This window comes from Lutibacter sp. (genome assembly GCF_030692605.1).
Classification (GTDB): Bacteria; Bacteroidota; Bacteroidia; order Flavobacteriales; family Flavobacteriaceae; genus Lutibacter.
On sequence record NZ_JAUYUD010000007.1, the window covers coordinates 11,334 to 28,491 of the forward strand.

The following is a 17,158-nucleotide window of genomic DNA, read 5'->3' on the forward strand; positions in this document are numbered from 1 at the left end:
CTAGTTTAGAATTACAAATTCACAGCGTCTATTAATATCATGTTCTTTTTTAAGACAAGGCTTTTCATTTACACATCTATTTAAAAGCTGAGATTCTCCATAACCTATAGATTTAACATTGTTATTTAAAACACCTTGATTTACTAAATATTCACGAACTGATTTTGCTCGTTTTTCAGATAATTCCAAATTGTAAGAATCACTCCCTCGAGAATCAGTATGTGCGCCAATTTCAATAACCATTTCCGGATATTTTTTCATAACAGCAACAATATTGTTCAGTTCTTTGGCTGCATCTGGACGTATATTCCATTTGTCAAAATCAAAATAAATTGGATTAATTTTAATCTGAGTTTTTCCTTTATCAACCACAATATTTTTTTCAGAGTCTTTATAGGATTCTAATTGAAGCTGAATATTTTTATTAATATTTCCTTTACTATCGGTTGAAAAATCGATAGTAGATGGATTAAAAAGTTTTAAAGATCCTTTTAATTTATAGTTTTTATTTCGTTCTATTTCAAATGAAAATGCAGCATTATTTCCTACAATTATCTCATTTAAAGTAACATTATTACCATCAAATAAGGTTACTAGAGTTCCTGGAAGTGGCTCCAAATTATTTTTGTTTTGAACAATGCCCTTAATAAAAATTGGTTTTATATAGTTAAAACCATAAATATCATCATCGCCTTGTCCACCAATTCTGTTAGATGATAAAAAACCCTTTTCATTATTTTTGTCAATAACAAAAGCAAAATCATCTAAATTACTATTAATAGGTTCCCCTAAATTTTTAGGGACAGTGAATTTATTTTCGATTATTTCGCTTTTAAAAATGTCTAAACTTCCAATACCAAAGTGACCATCTGATGCAAAATAAAGGGTATTGTCACCACTAATAAATGGGAACTGTTCTCTTTGTTCGGTATTTATGTTTGGCCCTAAATTTTGAGGTAAACCATAAGTTCCATCTTCATTTATTGTTACCACAAATAAATCAAACAAACCAATAGTACCTGGCATATCTGATGCAAAATAGAGTTGTTTTTCATCAGTGCTTAATGCAGGGTGTTCCACTGAATAATTATTGCTATTAAAAGGAAGTTCAACAATATTTGTCCAATCATTATTAATCAGTTGGGCTTTAAAAATTTTCAAATGGGTTACTTTATTTTCATCTTTTCCTTTTTTGCCATTTATGAAGTTATTTCTGGTAAAATACATTGTTTTTCCATCTGAAGTAAAAATAGCATTTGCCTCATGCATTTTTGTGTTTACACTTTCTGAAAAAGGAGTTATAACAGAAACTTCATTGATATTATTGATTTCAGTTTGGAACAAATCTAGATAAGGCTGATTATTCCAATCGTAATTTTCACCTTGATTTCGATTGGAAGCAAAGACAATTTTATTTCCATAAAATGAAGCTCCAAAATCTGAGAAAATTGAATTTATTGATAAAGGAATAATAGAATAGGTACCAGTTTTTTCTTCATTTAAAGCTTTTATAAACTGAAGTGTTCTAATGTTTGTTGAATTGTACAATTGTTTTTTAGTATTGTAAATTTTAAACCATTTATCAGCTTCTTCAAAATTTTGTATCCCTTTTAATGCCTGAGAATAGCGAAATAAATAAGTTGGGTCTATTGAAGATTCATGATTGGTTAATAATTGTTTATACCAATTTGTAGCTTCAACCATTTTAGAATTAAAATAATAGCAATCTCCTAATTTTTCAAGTATTTCTTGAGTTTTAGTAGTTTCATTTAAATATAATTCTGCAGCGTTTAAATAGGCTCTCCCTTCAAATAAATGATTTGCACGTTTTAAATTTTGAGCCATTAATAATGAGGAAGAAAAGGCAAGAATAAAAAATATAAGTAGTGTTTTTTTCATTTTAAATGACATTTTTATTAAAAAAAGCGTGGTGATTTATCAAAACCATTTGTAGGTTTTAAAATAAATAAATCATATAATACAATTAATTCATGAGATCCTGAATTAAATGGTCCAAGATTTGAAATGGTATGGTCATAAGCGTAGCCAATTCTAAATTCAGGTGAAACACTAAAATTTATCATACCACTAAAGGCATCCTTAATTCTATAACCAATACCAAATTCCACTTTATTATTATAAAGCATATTTGCTGTTATATCTAGCGTTATTGGAGATCCTTTTACAGATTTAGCCATAAATGCTGGTTTTAACTTAAACAGATTATTTAATTCAACCACATAACCACCAGTTAAGAAAATATGTGCTTGTTCTGTACCTTGGTATTTACCATTGTTTCTATCTAAATGTTTAGATTTTAATATATTTGGAATTGAAAGACCAATATAGTAATTGTTGGTATTATAATATGCTCCAGCACCAAAATTGAAAAAGGATTGATTAATATTTGTATCAAAATCGGGATCGGTAAAAACATCCCCTGATTCTAGAGCAAAACCATTGAAATTAACATCAAACAAAGTGATTCCTGTTTTTATACCAAAAGAAAGATTACCGTTTTCTTCTAAATCCAATTTGTAGGCAACATCTACGAAAAAATTATTTTCCTTAACTACATCACCAACATTATCATTAATCAAGGTAAGACCAATTTCAACATTATTGTTAATTGGGGTATGAGCAAATAAATTTGAAGATTTTGGAGCACCAACAATTCCTGCCCACTGAGACCTGTGTAAACCACCAATTGATATGACCCCTATATTATCTGTAGTATAAGCAGGATTTATAACACTCATATTGTACATGTATTGGGTATATTGAGCATCTTGTTGAGACCACATTAGAAATGGAATAAAAAGCACGATAAACTGTAATATTAATTTTCTCATTTTTTATCTACTTAAGTAAAGTCTATGCTGAATAGGTTTTCTATTTTCTTTATTAAAATAGATGATGAAGTAATAAATACCAGCAGGGGCTAACTCTCCATTGCCATTAAATTTGCCGTTCCAATCGGGATTAGAAGCGTCAGATTTATACACCATTTTACCCCATCTATTATAAAATTCTACTCTAAAATCTGGATACAAAGTTCTTAAATTTAAAATAGTAAACGTATCATTAATGCCGTTTCCTGAAGGTGAAAAACCATCATAAATCTCAATATCATATCCATCACAAGCCTCTAAAGTAACAGTTACTTCAAGAGGGTTTGTACTTGTACATCCAGCACTGTTTTTTTCGATCGCGTAATAGGTTTTTCCTTCTACTAGTAATTCAGATAAACTTAAAATAGAACCAGTTGGATAAGAATTATACCAAATAATTGTCCCCCCATTAACTGAAGTTACTTTTGCATTTAAATCTGAAATGGTTGGTTTACTTATTTTACAAAATTCATTTCCTGAAGCAATGAGGTTTGGAGTATTTATAACTGTTACAGATACATTAACTTTAGATCTTATAGAACTTTTACATCCAGTGGTTGCATCAGTTTGTACCGCCCAATAATCTTCACCATTTACTAATAATTCTGAAGTATTTAAAGTTGTTGTTGATGTTTCCGTTGCGTACCAAATAACACCATTTCCAGTTGCCACTAGGTTTGCTATTGTAGGGGAATCAGAAGAACAATAATTTTGATTTACAGCATTGATTGTTACCTTTTCCACATCATTTATTAAAGCAGTAATTTTTAATCTGGAAAAACTTGTGCAGCCTAATACATTAGATTGTGCCGCCCAATAATCTTGGCCATCTGTCAATAATTCTGTACTATTTAAAGGTGTTAAAGAGGTGCTTGTATCATACCACACTATTAAATTTTCATTAACTTGTAAATTAGCTACGGTAGGTTTGTCAACTTTACAAAACACTTGACTAGTTTGAATAGTAGTTGGTGGTGAAATAGTTATAATAGTAGCAGTTACCACCAATCTAGAATTACTAACACAACCAGAAGTTGTATCAGTTTGTGTAGCCCAATAATCTTCACCATTAACTAATAAAACTGCAGTACTTAATGGAATTGTTGAGGTAGCTGAATCGTACCATAAAATATTATTTCCACTTACGCTTAAATTTGCAATCGTGGCGTTAATATTAGCGCAAAATGATTGATTCGATATAGTTGTAGTAGGTGGTGCAATGGTTTTTAATGTTATCATTACAACTAATCTTGTTGAACTTTCACAACTAGAAGAAGATTCTGTTTGAGATGCCCAATAATCTTCACCATTCACTAATAATGCTGTAGTACTTAAAGGAATTGTTGAGGTAGCTGAATCGTACCATAGAATATTATTTCCATTTATACTTAAATTTGCAATCGTGGCGTTAAGATCAGCACAAAATGATTGATTTGAAATTGTAGTAGTGGGTGGTGCAATGGTTTTTAATGTTACCATTACAACTAATCTAGTTGAACTTTCACAATTAGAAGTAGGATTGGTTTGAGTTGCCCAATAGTCTTGGTTATGAACCAATAATTCGTTAGCGCCTAATGGAACTGTTGATGTTGCGGTATCATACCATTGAATAGAGTTCCCACTAGCCTGAAGATTTGAAATGGTTGGTTTTATAATTTCACAAAATGATTGAGTTGAATTTAACGTAGTTGGAGGTAAAACATTGTTTATTGATATAGTTACAACCAATTTTGATAAAACCGAGCAACCAGAGGAATTGTCGATAAAAGAAGACCAATAATCCTTTCCATGTACTAATAATTCAGAGGCATTTAATGGAGCAGTCAATGCTTCAGAGTCATACCATTGAACAGAACTTCCAGAGGTATTTAAATCATTAACAGTAGGATAATCTATCTCACAAAATGCTAGATTACTTTGTATAGTGGAAGGAAGAGGAAGCGTATTAATACTTACCATTACAACTAATCTTGATTTGCTAATGCATCCTGTTGTTCCATCAGTTTGGGTTGCCCAATAATCTTGTCCGTGAATTAATAATTCGTTAGGACTTAATTGAACTGTTGATGTTGCCGTATCAAACCATTGAATAGCTGTTCCAGTTCCTGTCAAATTACCTACAGTTGGATTATCAACTTCACAAAAAACTTGATTAGTTTGCGTTGTTGTTGGTGGCTGAATGGTTATAATGGTAACAGTAACAACCAATCTTGAATTACTTATACACCCTGAAATAGGATCAGTTTGAGTTGCCCAATAGTCTTGCCCATGCACTAATAATGCGGTTGTGCTTAATGGAACTGTTGATGTTGCCGTATCATACCATTGAATAGTTGTTCCAGTTCCTGTCAAATTACCTACAGTTGGATTGTCTACTTCACAAAAAACCTGATTAGTTTGGGTAGTAGTTGGTGGCTGGATGATTATAATTGTAACAGTTACAACTATTCTTAGAGCACTTTCACATCCCGTTGTAGCATCAGTTTGAGTTGCCCAATAATCTTGACCATGTACTAATAATTCGTTAGAATTTAATGGAACATTTGATGTTGCCGTATCATACCATTGAATTGCTGAACCAGAGCCACTTAAATCTCCCACTTTTGGATTGTCTACTTCACAAAAAATCTGATTAGTCTGATTAATTGTTGGGGGGAGTGTAATAATAATTGTTATGGTAATACTTGCAGAAGCATCTGGGCAAATATTTAAGTTACTAGATACCGTATATAAATAAGTACCGGGGATATTTACTGTTGGATCATATGTTCCCAAATATCCTCCTGATAAAATACTTGGTCCTGACCAAATTCCATCAATATCTGGAGTTCCTCCAAGTAAATCAAATAAGTTTACAGTAGCTAAATTTACTTCACATACGGTATATGAACTGTTTAATCCTGCATCCGGAATTGAATCAATATAAACTGTAGTAGCGGCCCTAGTGGTACTTTCGCAAGGAAAAGAATTTTGAGAAGCCCAATATTGTTTCCCATTTTCTAAAGGAAGGCTTGGATCTAAAGAATCTAAGGAATCTTCACTATCATACCACAAAATACTTATACCAGTAGCATGTAAATTCATTACTGTTGGAAATGGTGGACCACAAAAAGATTGAATTGGGGCAACAATTGGTGGAGGAGGATCAACAATTGTAACTGTTGTTGGAAACCTACTACTTGTGCATCCATTTTCAGTTTGTTGAACCCAATAAGTTTTGCCATTAACTAAAGGTTCGGAGCTAGCATATAAAACACCTCCAACTTGAGCACTGTACCATTCGATATTAGAACCTGTGGCTGATAAAGAAGCAACAATAGGTTTATCTTTAGCGCATTTTCCAACAAAAATATCTACACCTGTTGGTAAATGACCATAAATAGTAACTGTAATTGCTAATCGAGTTATACTACAACCTCCGCTAGTTACATTATCAGCATAATATATTTTATCATCAATTAATAGGGTAGAAGTGCTTAATTGATTACCTCCTGACGCAGCATCAAACCATAAAATAGTGCCACCTGAGACTACTAAATCTGCTATTTTTTTATTATCACTTTTACAAAATATTTGCGATGCGCTACCAGTGGGAGATGGGTTTAGACATTGTGAAAAAGTTGATTGAGAAATTAAAAAAGTACATGTTAAATATAAAAATATACTAAACAACGAAAATTCCCCTTTTTTCATAGAATTTTAAGTTTGATTAATTGATTTTTTCAGCTTGATTTTTTACTTATAAGTATAAATATAATAATAAATTACCGTTTGTTTATAAAAAAACGTTAGATATTTAATTAATTAAGTTTTTAATGTGTGTCATTAGAAGTATTTATTATATGTTTTTATTCTTTTTAATTGTTTACTTATATTTGAATTTATAAATATTTAGTAAATGAATTTACATTTTATTGCTATTGGAGGGAGTGCAATGCACAATTTAGCATTGGCATTACTTAAAAAAGGATATGAAATTACAGGAAGTGACGATGTGATTTTTGAACCTTCTAAATCCCGACTCGAAAAGAATGGTATATTGCCAAATGAAATGGGTTGGTTTCCTGAAAAAATTACTTCAGTGATTGATGCTATAATTTTAGGAATGCACGCAAAAGCTGATAATCCTGAGTTATTAAAAGCGAGGCAATTAGGACTGAAAATTTATTCATACCCTGAGTTTTTGTACGAACAATCAAAAAACAAAACTAGAGTTGTTATTGGCGGTTCTCATGGAAAAACTACAATAACTTCTATGATATTGCACGTGATGAAATATCATAATGTTGAAGTAGATTATATGGTGGGTGCGCAATTGGATGGTTTTGAAACAATGGTTCATCTTACTGAAGAAAATGAGTTTATTGTTTTAGAAGGAGATGAGTATTTGTCTAGCCCAATAGATAGAAGACCTAAATTTCACTTATATCAACCTAATATTGCTTTAATTAGCGGTATTGCCTGGGATCATATTAATGTGTTCCCAACATATGAATTTTATGTAGAGCAGTTTTCAATTTTTGTCGATGCTATTACTAAAGGTGGAAGTATTGTTTACAATGAAGAAGACGATGAAGTTAAAAGAGTAGTTGAACAAACTCAAAATGCTATTAAAAAGTATCCTTATCATACACCTAAATTTAAAATTAAAGACGGAATTACCATTATTGACACCAGTTATGGAGAATTACCACTAGAAGTTTTCGGTAAACATAATTTACAAAATTTGGCAGGAGCTAAATGGATTTGTCAACATATGGGAATTATGGAGGAAGATTTTTACGAAGCAATTTCAAGTTTTAAAGGAGCCAATAAGCGATTAGAGAAAATTGCCGAAAATAAAACGGTAACTATTTTTAAAGATTTTGCTCATTCCCCAAGTAAAGTAGAAGCTACGACCAAAGCTGTTAAAAATCAATTTCCAGAAAGATATTTAATTGCTTGTTTAGAATTACATACATACAGCAGTTTAAATGCAGATTTTTTAAAAGAATATAAAGGAACCTTAAATAAAGCAGATAAAGCCGTTGTATTTTACTCACCAGATGCGGTTGAAATTAAGAAACTTGAAAAAGTTACATCGGAACAAATAAAAAGTGCCTTTGAACGAGACGACTTGATTGTTTTCACCAATCCTATAGAATTTCAAGAATTTTTATTTAATCAAAAGTTAAACAATGCGGTATTGCTTTTAATGAGTTCTGGGAATTATGGTGGATTAGATTTTAATAAATTGAAAGAACTGATTTAATATTTTATTAATTATTCCTCCAAAAGAAAGGTGTCAATAAAATTAAAACAGTAAACAATTCTAATCTTCCAATTAACATTAAAAAGGCACAAATCCATTTTGCGATATCCGATAAATGCGAAAAATTATTAATAGGACTCACCGACCCTATTGCTGGACCAATGTTTCCTAATGAAGATGCCGCTGCACCCATGGCTGAGTTAAAATCGAGTCCTGCAAAAGAAAGTGCAACCGAGCTCATTATAAAAATTCCCATGTATAACACAAAAAAAGATAAGATATTAAAAACAATAGATTTTGGAACACTTCCACCGTCGTATCTAACAGGAATTATTGCATTTGGATGAAGTAATCTTTTAAATTCGTAAAAGCTACTTTTTATCATAATTATATGGCGTACAATTTTTACACCTCCACTCGTTGAACCAGCAGAACCACCAATAAAAAATAGTGAAAACATAATCATGGTTGCGAAAGAACTCCACGTTGTAAAATCGGCAGATACAAAACCGGTAGTTGTAATTATCGAAACCACTGAAAATGCGGCATGCCTAAAAGCACTTTCTGTTTCACCATAATTTTTAAGATGAGCAATAGTTGAAACTAGGCTCTGATCTTGAAAATTAATTATTAAAAATGTCATTAATAAGGTTAAACCTAATACTCCAAAAAAGTAATATTTAAATTCTTCACTATTAAATACTTTTGATATTTTTCCTTTCATTGCAAAATATGTCAATACAAAATTTGTTCCCGCTATGAACATAAAAATTGTGATAATATACTGAATTAAGGGAGCGTGATCCCAATAGGCCACACTTGAATTTTTGGTAGAAAAACCACCAGTACTCATTGTTGCCATTGAGTGGTTAATGGCATCAAACCAGGTCATTCCAGCAATTTTTAAAAGTAAAAATTCGGCCATTGTTAGTGCAAAATAAATTAGCCAAAGTCTTTTTGCAGTTTCAGTAATTCGTGGATGCATTTTATCTGCTGATGGTCCTGGAGCTTCTGCCATAAATAATTGCATTCCTCCAATACCAAGAAGAGGAAGAATTGCAACTGCAAGTACAATAATACCCATACCGCCTATCCAATGTGTTGCACTTCGCCAAAATAAAATACCTTTTGGCATCGATTCAATGTCATTTAAAATAGAGGAACCAGTTGTTGAATATCCCGACATTGTTTCGAAAAACGCATTGGTAAAATAAGGAATAGTATCTGTAAAAATGTAGGGTAAAGTTCCTGTAAATGAAAGTACGAGCCAACCAAAAGTAACTATTAAATAGCCCTCTTTTTTGTGTAAAGTTTTGGATGCCTTTCTGTTGAAAAACCAAAGGAAAAAGCCAAAAAATATAGTTATAATCCCACCTTTTAAAATTCCCCAACCTTCAGGCTCCCTGTAATACAAGCTAAAAGGAACGGCTAAAAGCATAAAAAAGCCATTCAAGATTGCTGTTAATCCTAAAAAACTTATGATTATTCTATAATTAAGATTTTTCATAATTAGTTGAATAATTTTTCAACTAAATGAATGGCTTCTGGCAAACAAAACACCACAGCCTTATCGCCTTCCAGTATTTGAAAATCACCAAAAGTCATTAATGCTTTACCATCCCTTATGACACCACCAAAAACTGCTTTTTTAGTAAGTTGGATATTTTTAACCAAATTTTTTGTTACTGGAGAATTTGGTTTTACTCTAAATTCTAATACTTCAGCATCTACATTATGTAGGTTAGCCAGTTTTAATACTTCCCCTTTTCTGACGTGTTTAAAAATGGCACTTGCAGCTAATAATTTTTTGTTTATTAAAGTATCAATTCCAATAGTTTGACTAATATTTATATAGTCCATATTTTCAACCAAAGCAATGGTTTTTTTAACGCCTTTAGATTTGGCAACCAAACAAGACATTATATTGGTTTCAGAATTTCCTGTTACGGCAATAAAAGCATCCATTTGAGAAATATTTTCTTCTTCTAATAATTCAACATTTCTGCCATCTCCCTTAATAACTAATGCTTTTGGTATTTTTTCAGCCACATCTTTCGCTCGCTCTTTATCTAATTCAATTAATTTTATATTAAAATTACTATCGCATAAATTTCTTGCAGCTTTAACACCAATTTTACTTGCGCCTAAAATCATTACATCTTTTACGCCAAATTCAGTTTTACCCATTAATTTATACAATTTTTTAATACTGCTTTTAGGAGTAGAAAAATAAATTTGGTCGTTTGCACTATACTTTGTATCTCCTCGTGGGATAATAGTTATATTACTTTTTTCTGGTTTTATTGCAATGGTAATAAATTCTACTTCACTAAATTTTTCTTTAGCCTCTTGAACTGTTAAATTAATTAATGGAGAGTCGTATTCCAATTTACTTCCTAAAATATTTAGGGTGCCATTTTCAAACTCAATAGTGTCATTAAAAGCAGATTGATGCAATAGCATTTTAATTTCATCGGCAGCTAATTCACCAGGGGAAATCATATAATCAATGCCAATTTCAGCAAAATCAATTTCAGTATTTTGAGATAATTCGTGGTTTGAAATTCGGGCAATTGTTTTTTTTGCACCCAGTTTTTTTGCAATCACTGAAATAGTAAAATTGGTGTTTTGTGATTCGGTAACAGCTAAGAAAATATCAGCTTTATCTACATTAACTTCCTTTAAAAGTTTAATTGAAGTAGCATCTCCCCGTTTTGTAATTACATCAATGTGGTTACCTGCATATTCAAGCTTTTCTGCGTCTAAGTCAATTAAATAAATATCTTGAGATTCATATGAAAGTAGCTTTGCTAAATGAAAGCCAACATCTCCAGCACCAACAATTATAATTTTCATAGTGTAAATATTAGTTGCAAAGGTATTTATTATTTTTTACTCAATTCTTTTTTTTATGAAGTGCTATTAATTATGGAAGGTCTTTTCCTAAAGATGCAATATAAATTTGAAACCACTGCTCTAAAGTCATTTTTAGGAGTAACGATTCAGAGGCAAGTTTTATCCTATTTATATTACCTGTTCCTATTATTGGTGCCATTTTTGAAGGGTGCATTAATAACCAGCAATATATTACCGAAGTTATGCAAGGTGCATTTATTTCCAGCCTAATTTCTTCTAACACTTTTTTAATTCTAATTCCTTTTATATCAGTTGGGTTCAATAAATTTCCTCCTGCCAATGGAGACCAAGCCATAGGATTTATTTTTTCTTTTTGAAGAAAATCGAGCATTCCGTTTTCAAAATGTTCTAATGAATAAGGAGAAATTTCAATTTGATTGGTAACAAGAGGATTTTCGATAAAAAAATTTAAAGTGCTGAATTGCTGAGCTGAAAAATTAGACACTCCAAAATGGAGAACTTTACCTTCTTTTTTAAGATGCGTAAATGCTTTTGCAACTTCTTCATTGTTAAAAAATGGAGAAGGTCTATGTAATAAAAGTAAATCGATATAATCTGTTTGCAGATTTTTTAAAGAATTTTCAACAGATGAAACAATGTGCTGATAACTATAATCGTAAATTTTTACTTTCCTGTCAGGATATTTATTTGAATTCAATTTTATACCACACTTTGTAATTAATTGAAGCTTAGTTCGTACCCCTTTATTTAAATTTAAAGCATTTCCAAAAAGAGCTTCACACGTGTAATTTCCGTATATATCTGCGTGGTCTATGGTAGTTATACCTAATTCGAAAGTTCTTTCTATTAGTGTGATTAATTCTTGAGTCGATAAATTCCAGTCATTTAAACGCCAATGTCCGTGAATTAATCTTGAAATTGTAAAATCTTCAGCTATTTTAATAGTTTGCATCCTGATAAATTAAATATGAAATATAGAACTTCGAAAATAAAAATTTATGTTGAATATTTCTTTAAGATTCTAATGTTTTATTCATTTTTTATTGAACGTTCAAGAATTCATATATTTGAAAAAAAATGACTATGAATTATCCATTAAAAAGTTTGACCATAAAATCATGGGCCGAAGACGATAGGCCAAGAGAAAAATTGGTATTGAAAGGAAAATCGTCTTTATCAGATGCCGAATTAATAGCCATTTTAATTGGTTCTGGAAGTGCGGGAGAAAGTGCCGTGAATTTGTCAAAACGAATTTTAACTTCAATAGATAATAATTTAAATAAACTTGGAAAATTGTCTGTTACAGATCTAGTAAAATTTAAAGGGATTGGTGAGGCTAAAGCAATTTCTATTATTACGGCTTTGGAATTAGGGCGAAGACGAAGATTAGAAGAAGCAGTGGCATTGCCTAAAATAACAAGCAGTAAAGATGTGTTTAATACGATGCAACCTATTATAGGGGAGTTGCATCATGAAGAATTTTGGGTTGTATTTCTAAATAATTCAAATAAAATTTTGCATAAATTTCAGTTGAGTATAGGTGGATTAACTGGTACTTTGGTAGATGTAAGATTGGTTTTTAAAAAAGCGCTTGAACTATCTGCAACGGCACTTATTTTATGTCATAATCACCCATCTGGAAAATTAACTCCAAGCGTTGCTGATAAAGACATTACTAAAAAATTAAAAAATGCAGGGGAAATAGTTGATATTAAAGTTTTAGATCACATAATTATTACCGAAAATGATTATTTTAGCTTTGCAGACGAAAACTTAATTTAAATAGTTACAATAACATACAATGCTTTTAGTATATACACCAAAAATTACACCTAGAATTAATTATATTTTTAAGCATTATTTTGTTAGAATTTTACAAATACCAATAAAATTTACTAATGTAGTTGATGAATTTGTGGCTCATAACGGCCCAAAAATGACCTATGCAAAAGCACCTTTAGGGTTAGAGTTTTTTTTGAAAAGTCATAATTTATTATTGGAACAAGGCGTAAATGACATTGAAATTCAAGTTTTAAATTGGGATGAAACACATTGTTTTTTTCCTATGAAGGAACCTTCAAACATTCCATTTGATATTTTTGCGGCTGGGTTTTACTTAATAAGTAGGTATGAGGAGTATTTGCCGCACATAAGAGATTTTCACGATAGATATCCAGTATCAGAGAGCCTTGCTTATAAAAATGGGTTTTTAGAGAAACCTTTAATAGATATTTGGGCTTATAAATTATTGGACTTATTTAAGAGAAAATTTCCAAATTATCCAATTCAAGAAAGAGAATTTATTAGTATTGCTACCATTGATATTGACAACGCATATGCCTATAAAAATAAAGGATTCGTTCGTTCTTTAGGTGGTTTTGCAAACGATATTTTTCAGTTCAATACCGCAAACATTTGGAAAAGAATTAAAGTAATATTGAATTTTGATAAAGACCCATTTGACACGTATGAAGAAATATTAAAAATTAAGGAAGAACATAATGTCAATACCTTATTCTTTATATTAATAGGGAGCTATACTTCTTTCGATAGAAACCTTTCTTATGAGAATATGAAGTTTAGATCTTTAATAAAATATTTAGCCGATTATACCAAAGTTGGTTTGCACCCTTCATATTATTCTTATTTGAATTATGATAAATTTAAAAAAGAAAAACTGAGACTAGAAGGTATTATTAATAATGATGTTACATTTTCTAGACAACATTATTTAAGATTAAAAATTCCAGAAACGTATCAACATTTAATTGATGCAGATATAAAGGAAGATTATTCAATGGGTTATGCAAATTTGGCCGGTTTTAGAGCAAGTACTTGTACTCCTTTTTATTTTTACGACCTAAATTATGAAATTCAAACACCTTTAAGGGTGTTTCCATTTGTTGTCATGGATTTCATGTTAAAAGATCATATGAATTTATCAAAAGAAGAAAGTTTAGCTAAAATTTTAGAATTAAAAGAGGAAGTTAAAAAAGTAAATGGGACTTTTATTAGCCTATTTCATAATGAAACTTTGAGTGAATATAAGGAATGGGAAGGGTGGACAGAAGTGTACAAAAAAGCAGTGATAGATTGATAATAGTATAAATTTCCCAGAAAAAAAAGGGTTACTTAAAATCAATAATTTAGATTAGTAGTACATTTGCAAATATGAAGATACAACACGTTTTTTTCGATTTAGACCATACACTATGGGATTTTGAAACAAATTCAGATATGGCATTCGAAACCATATTTGATAAACATAAAGTGAAAGTTAGTTTAGAAAAATTCTTAAACTATTATAGAACTATTAATCAAGATTATTGGAAATTGTATCGTGATGAGCTAATTTCAAAGGAAGAATTGCGCTACGGTAGGCTAAAAGACACTTTTAAAATTATAAATTTCAATGCAAAGGATTCTTTAATACACGAGTTAGCACACGATTATATAGATGTTTTACCAAATAATAATTATTTATTTGAAGGCACTTTAGAATTATTGGATTATTTGTTTTTAAAGTATAAACTTCATATTATAACCAATGGTTTTAATGAAGTGCAATATGAAAAAATTAACAAATCGGGCTTAAACAAGTATTTCGAACAAATAATTACCTCGGAAGCGGCTGGTGTTAAAAAACCAAACCCATTAATTTTTAATTATGCATTGGAACTAGCTGAAACAAAAGCATCTCAATCTATTATGATTGGAGATAATTGGGAGGCTGATATAATGGGAGCAAAAAATGTTGGACTAGATGTTATTTTTTTTAATGCAAATGGAGATGCTGTTTCTTCAAATATTAAGTCAGTAACTAACTTGTTAGCCATTAAGAATTATTTATAAAAAAGGTATGATGTTGAAAATGAAATTAATTAAAATTTCAATAGCTTTCTGTATGTTGGTTAGTACATTAAGTTGCACTAAAGATGTGGATTTCAATCAGGTGGATGATATTGATATTCACACTTCTTTTATATCAACGCTGTTTTACTTAGATTTTTACGCATCTGATTTTTTAAATACTTCAAATCAAGAAATTCATTTACAATCTGATGTTGTTGTGGCATCCGTAAAAGAGGGAATGAAGGATTATTTAGAAAAAATAGAATTTAATATAGTAACTAAAAACACATTTAATAGGCAATTTACCCTTCAAGTAATTTTTTATGATGAAAACATGCAGCCTATTTATATTTTAAAACCAAACATTGTAATTCCTTCAAATTCAAACACTAAAAACACTGTAATTACAGTTCCCAAAGAAGATATTAGTGTAATTTATAGCACTATTTATTTCGGTTTTAGTATGGTACTGCAACCTAGTACAACAGGTGAAATTATTAAAGCAACGGATACTTATAATTTGAATATTAAATCATCAGCAACTTTATATTTTAACTATAAAAAAGTATGAAGAAAGTTTTATGGATTCTTTTAATAAACTGTTCTTTGCTTTTATCTCAAAATAAGCAAATTTTATATAATTTTGCCGAATTACCTCAAACCTTACTAATAAATCCAGGAGCAGAAGTTTCCCATGATGTCCATGTGGGTATTCCATTTACTTCTCAAATTTCTTTTATTGGTGGTTTTACAGGGTTTTCTGCGTATGATTTGTTTGCCGATGATGGAATTAATATCAACCAAAAAATTCAAAGAACAATTGCATCATTAGATAAAACAGAATTTGTTTCTATTAATCAGCAACTAGAAATTGTAAATGTAGGATTCAGATTACCAAATTCAGACTTTTTATCATTTGGATTTTATGAGGAGTTTGATATGCTTTTGAAAATTCCAAAAGATTTGGTCGACTTGTTTTATGAAGGAAATACGGTTTTAAATAGAGCCTATAGAATTAATAAATTATCAGGAAGTGGAGAACTTCAAGGAGTATTTCATGCTGGTCTTTCTCGAAAATTTAATGATAGATGGATATTTGGTGTTCGAGCAAAATTATATTCAAGTGCATTTCATATTTCAACTAAACAAAATGCAGGAAATTTAGTTACAACCTTTGGGACAAATAACACTTATAAACATCAACTAAATCAAGTAGATGCTTTGGTTCAATCTTCTGGAATAATGTTAGATGAAAATGAAGATTTTAATGCAAAATATATTCAAAAAAATATGTTATTCGGAGGAAGTTTAGGTGTTGGTTTTGACTTTGGATTTACACATCATTTAGATAAAAATGTTACCATTAGTGGTAGTATCCAAGATGTTGGTTTTGTTTATCATACAAAAAATGTGGAATCGTATTCCATAAAAGGGAATTATTCAGTAGAAGGTTTAAACCTTCTTTTTGATCAGAACAACCCAGAAGATTACTGGGGAAATTTACAAGATGATTTTGAGGAAAATGTTATACTTGACACCATAAATGAAAAGTATATTTCATTTAAACCGCTAAAATTGAATGGAGCTATAAGTTATGGGTTTGGTGAGCGCGATAACGATTGTAGGTATCTGACACAAGAGGCAAATTTTAAAAACCATGTTGGATTGCATTTATTTTCAAGAGTTAGCTCAGTTCATACATTCATAGCAGCAACTTTATTTTTTGAAAAAAGAATTGCGAAAAACCTTCACTCAAAATTCACATATACAGTCGATCCATTTTCATTTTCGAATATTGGATTTGGAATATCGGCAAAACTGGGAATTATTAATGCATATATTGTTGCAGATAATTTACTTAGTCTAAAAAACGTGTATGATGCTAAAAGTTTTGGATTACAAGTAGGAGCCAATATTATTATTACAAATAAAAATTAGTATATTTAACTTTCAATAAAAACAGCAATGAGCAAATCAGTTATAATTACCTTTTTACTTATATTTTACACTACCCTTAATTTTGGGCAACAACAACTAAATAATTACAAATATATTCTAGTTCCAAAAAGGTTTGAGTTTCAAAAATTGGATGATCAATATCAATTAAATTCTCTCACAAAATTTTTATTTAATAAGGCTGGGTATACTGTGTTTTTTAGTGATGACTCTTTACCACAAGAGGTAGCAAATAATGGGTGTTTGGCGTTAAAAACACTAATAGTAGATAATTCAAGTATGTTTACAACCAAGGTTAAAATCGATTTATTAGATTGTTATAATACTATTG

Annotated in this window: 12 protein-coding genes; 6 read left to right on the plus strand and 6 right to left on the minus strand. The window is 30.3% G+C overall.

Going from position 1 to position 17,158, the window contains the following annotated elements:
• The 3 genes from Q8S45_RS00520 to Q8S45_RS00530 are packed head-to-tail and all read right to left on the minus strand — an operon-like array spanning position 1 to position 6,584.
• Positions 1-1,899 (minus strand): OmpA family protein, encoded by a 1,899-nt coding sequence (locus tag Q8S45_RS00520; protein ID WP_305600254.1) that lies wholly within the window; start codon positions 1,897-1,899, stop codon positions 1-3.
• A gap of 17 nt (positions 1,900-1,916) precedes the next feature.
• Entirely contained in the window at positions 1,917-2,852 is a 936-nt protein-coding gene (locus Q8S45_RS00525; protein ID WP_305600255.1) for a type IX secretion system membrane protein PorP/SprF, read from the minus strand.
• Between the two features lie 3 nt (positions 2,853-2,855).
• On the minus strand, positions 2,856-6,584 hold the full coding sequence (locus Q8S45_RS00530) for a gliding motility-associated C-terminal domain-containing protein (protein ID WP_305600257.1): 3,729 nt from the start codon (positions 6,582-6,584) through the stop codon (positions 2,856-2,858).
• A gap of 205 nt (positions 6,585-6,789) precedes the next feature.
• On the opposite strand from Q8S45_RS00530, the gene murC reads away from it, so the two are divergent.
• Positions 6,790-8,142 (plus strand): UDP-N-acetylmuramate--L-alanine ligase, encoded by a 1,353-nt coding sequence (gene murC, locus Q8S45_RS00535; RefSeq protein ID WP_305600258.1) that lies wholly within the window; start codon positions 6,790-6,792, stop codon positions 8,140-8,142.
• Positions 8,143-8,149: 7 nt separating this feature from the next.
• On the opposite strand, the gene Q8S45_RS00540 is transcribed toward murC, so the two are convergent.
• The 3 genes from Q8S45_RS00540 to Q8S45_RS00550 form a co-directional block, all read right to left on the minus strand.
• A complete protein-coding gene (locus Q8S45_RS00540; RefSeq protein ID WP_305600259.1) occupies positions 8,150-9,649 on the minus strand; it encodes a TrkH family potassium uptake protein in 1,500 nt (499 codons plus the stop codon).
• A 2-nt stretch (positions 9,650-9,651) separates the two neighbouring features.
• The gene (gene trkA / locus Q8S45_RS00545; RefSeq protein ID WP_305600260.1) at positions 9,652-10,998 is read right to left on the minus strand and encodes a Trk system potassium transporter TrkA; all 1,347 of its coding nucleotides are present in this window, start codon (positions 10,996-10,998) and stop codon (positions 9,652-9,654) included.
• A gap of 70 nt (positions 10,999-11,068) precedes the next feature.
• The gene (locus Q8S45_RS00550; protein ID WP_305600261.1) at positions 11,069-11,971 is read right to left on the minus strand and encodes an aldo/keto reductase family oxidoreductase; all 903 of its coding nucleotides are present in this window, start codon (positions 11,969-11,971) and stop codon (positions 11,069-11,071) included.
• A 131-nt stretch (positions 11,972-12,102) separates the two neighbouring features.
• Here Q8S45_RS00550 and radC point away from each other — a divergent pair, with 131 nt between their 5' ends.
• The 5 genes from radC to Q8S45_RS00575 all read left to right on the plus strand — a co-directional run bounded on the left by radC (position 12,103) and on the right by Q8S45_RS00575 (position 16,809).
• A complete protein-coding gene (radC, locus tag Q8S45_RS00555; RefSeq protein ID WP_305600263.1) occupies positions 12,103-12,801 on the plus strand; it encodes a DNA repair protein RadC in 699 nt (232 codons plus the stop codon).
• Between the two features lie 19 nt (positions 12,802-12,820).
• Positions 12,821-14,116, plus strand: a complete 1,296-nt coding sequence (locus Q8S45_RS00560) for a hypothetical protein (protein ID WP_305600265.1) — start codon at positions 12,821-12,823, stop codon at positions 14,114-14,116.
• 74 nt (positions 14,117-14,190) lie between these two features.
• Complete coding sequence (locus Q8S45_RS00565; RefSeq protein WP_305600266.1) at positions 14,191-14,871, plus strand: YjjG family noncanonical pyrimidine nucleotidase; 681 nt, start codon at positions 14,191-14,193, stop codon at positions 14,869-14,871.
• Between the two features lie 19 nt (positions 14,872-14,890).
• On the plus strand, positions 14,891-15,442 hold the full coding sequence (locus tag Q8S45_RS00570) for a hypothetical protein (RefSeq protein WP_305600267.1): 552 nt from the start codon (positions 14,891-14,893) through the stop codon (positions 15,440-15,442).
• Complete coding sequence (locus Q8S45_RS00575; RefSeq protein ID WP_305600269.1) at positions 15,439-16,809, plus strand: DUF5723 family protein; 1,371 nt, start codon at positions 15,439-15,441, stop codon at positions 16,807-16,809. The genes Q8S45_RS00570 and Q8S45_RS00575 overlap by 4 nt, the downstream gene beginning before the upstream one ends.
• The last annotated feature ends 349 nt before the right edge of the window (positions 16,810-17,158 follow it).

What these genes read in the sequence shown, in the direction of transcription:
- Q8S45_RS00575 (WP_305600269.1), top strand. Translation starts at nt 15,439, where the DNA reads ATGAAGAAAGTTTTATGGATTCTTTTAATAAACTGTTCTTTGCTTTTA.
- murC (WP_305600258.1), top strand. Translation starts at nt 6,790, where the DNA reads ATGAATTTACATTTTATTGCTATTGGAGGGAGTGCAATGCACAATTTA.
- Q8S45_RS00550 (WP_305600261.1), bottom strand. Translation starts at nt 11,971, where the DNA reads ATGCAAACTATTAAAATAGCTGAAGATTTTACAATTTCAAGATTAATT.
- Q8S45_RS00560 (WP_305600265.1), top strand. Translation starts at nt 12,821, where the DNA reads ATGCTTTTAGTATATACACCAAAAATTACACCTAGAATTAATTATATT.
- Q8S45_RS00520 (WP_305600254.1), bottom strand. Translation starts at nt 1,899, where the DNA reads ATGAAAAAAACACTACTTATATTTTTTATTCTTGCCTTTTCTTCCTCA.
- Q8S45_RS00530 (WP_305600257.1), bottom strand. Translation starts at nt 6,584, where the DNA reads ATGAAAAAAGGGGAATTTTCGTTGTTTAGTATATTTTTATATTTAACA.
- Q8S45_RS00525 (WP_305600255.1), bottom strand. Translation starts at nt 2,852, where the DNA reads ATGAGAAAATTAATATTACAGTTTATCGTGCTTTTTATTCCATTTCTA.
- Q8S45_RS00570 (WP_305600267.1), top strand. Translation starts at nt 14,891, where the DNA reads ATGAAATTAATTAAAATTTCAATAGCTTTCTGTATGTTGGTTAGTACA.
- radC (WP_305600263.1), top strand. Translation starts at nt 12,103, where the DNA reads ATGAATTATCCATTAAAAAGTTTGACCATAAAATCATGGGCCGAAGAC.
- trkA (WP_305600260.1), bottom strand. Translation starts at nt 10,998, where the DNA reads ATGAAAATTATAATTGTTGGTGCTGGAGATGTTGGCTTTCATTTAGCA.
- Q8S45_RS00565 (WP_305600266.1), top strand. Translation starts at nt 14,191, where the DNA reads ATGAAGATACAACACGTTTTTTTCGATTTAGACCATACACTATGGGAT.
- Q8S45_RS00540 (WP_305600259.1), bottom strand. Translation starts at nt 9,649, where the DNA reads ATGAAAAATCTTAATTATAGAATAATCATAAGTTTTTTAGGATTAACA.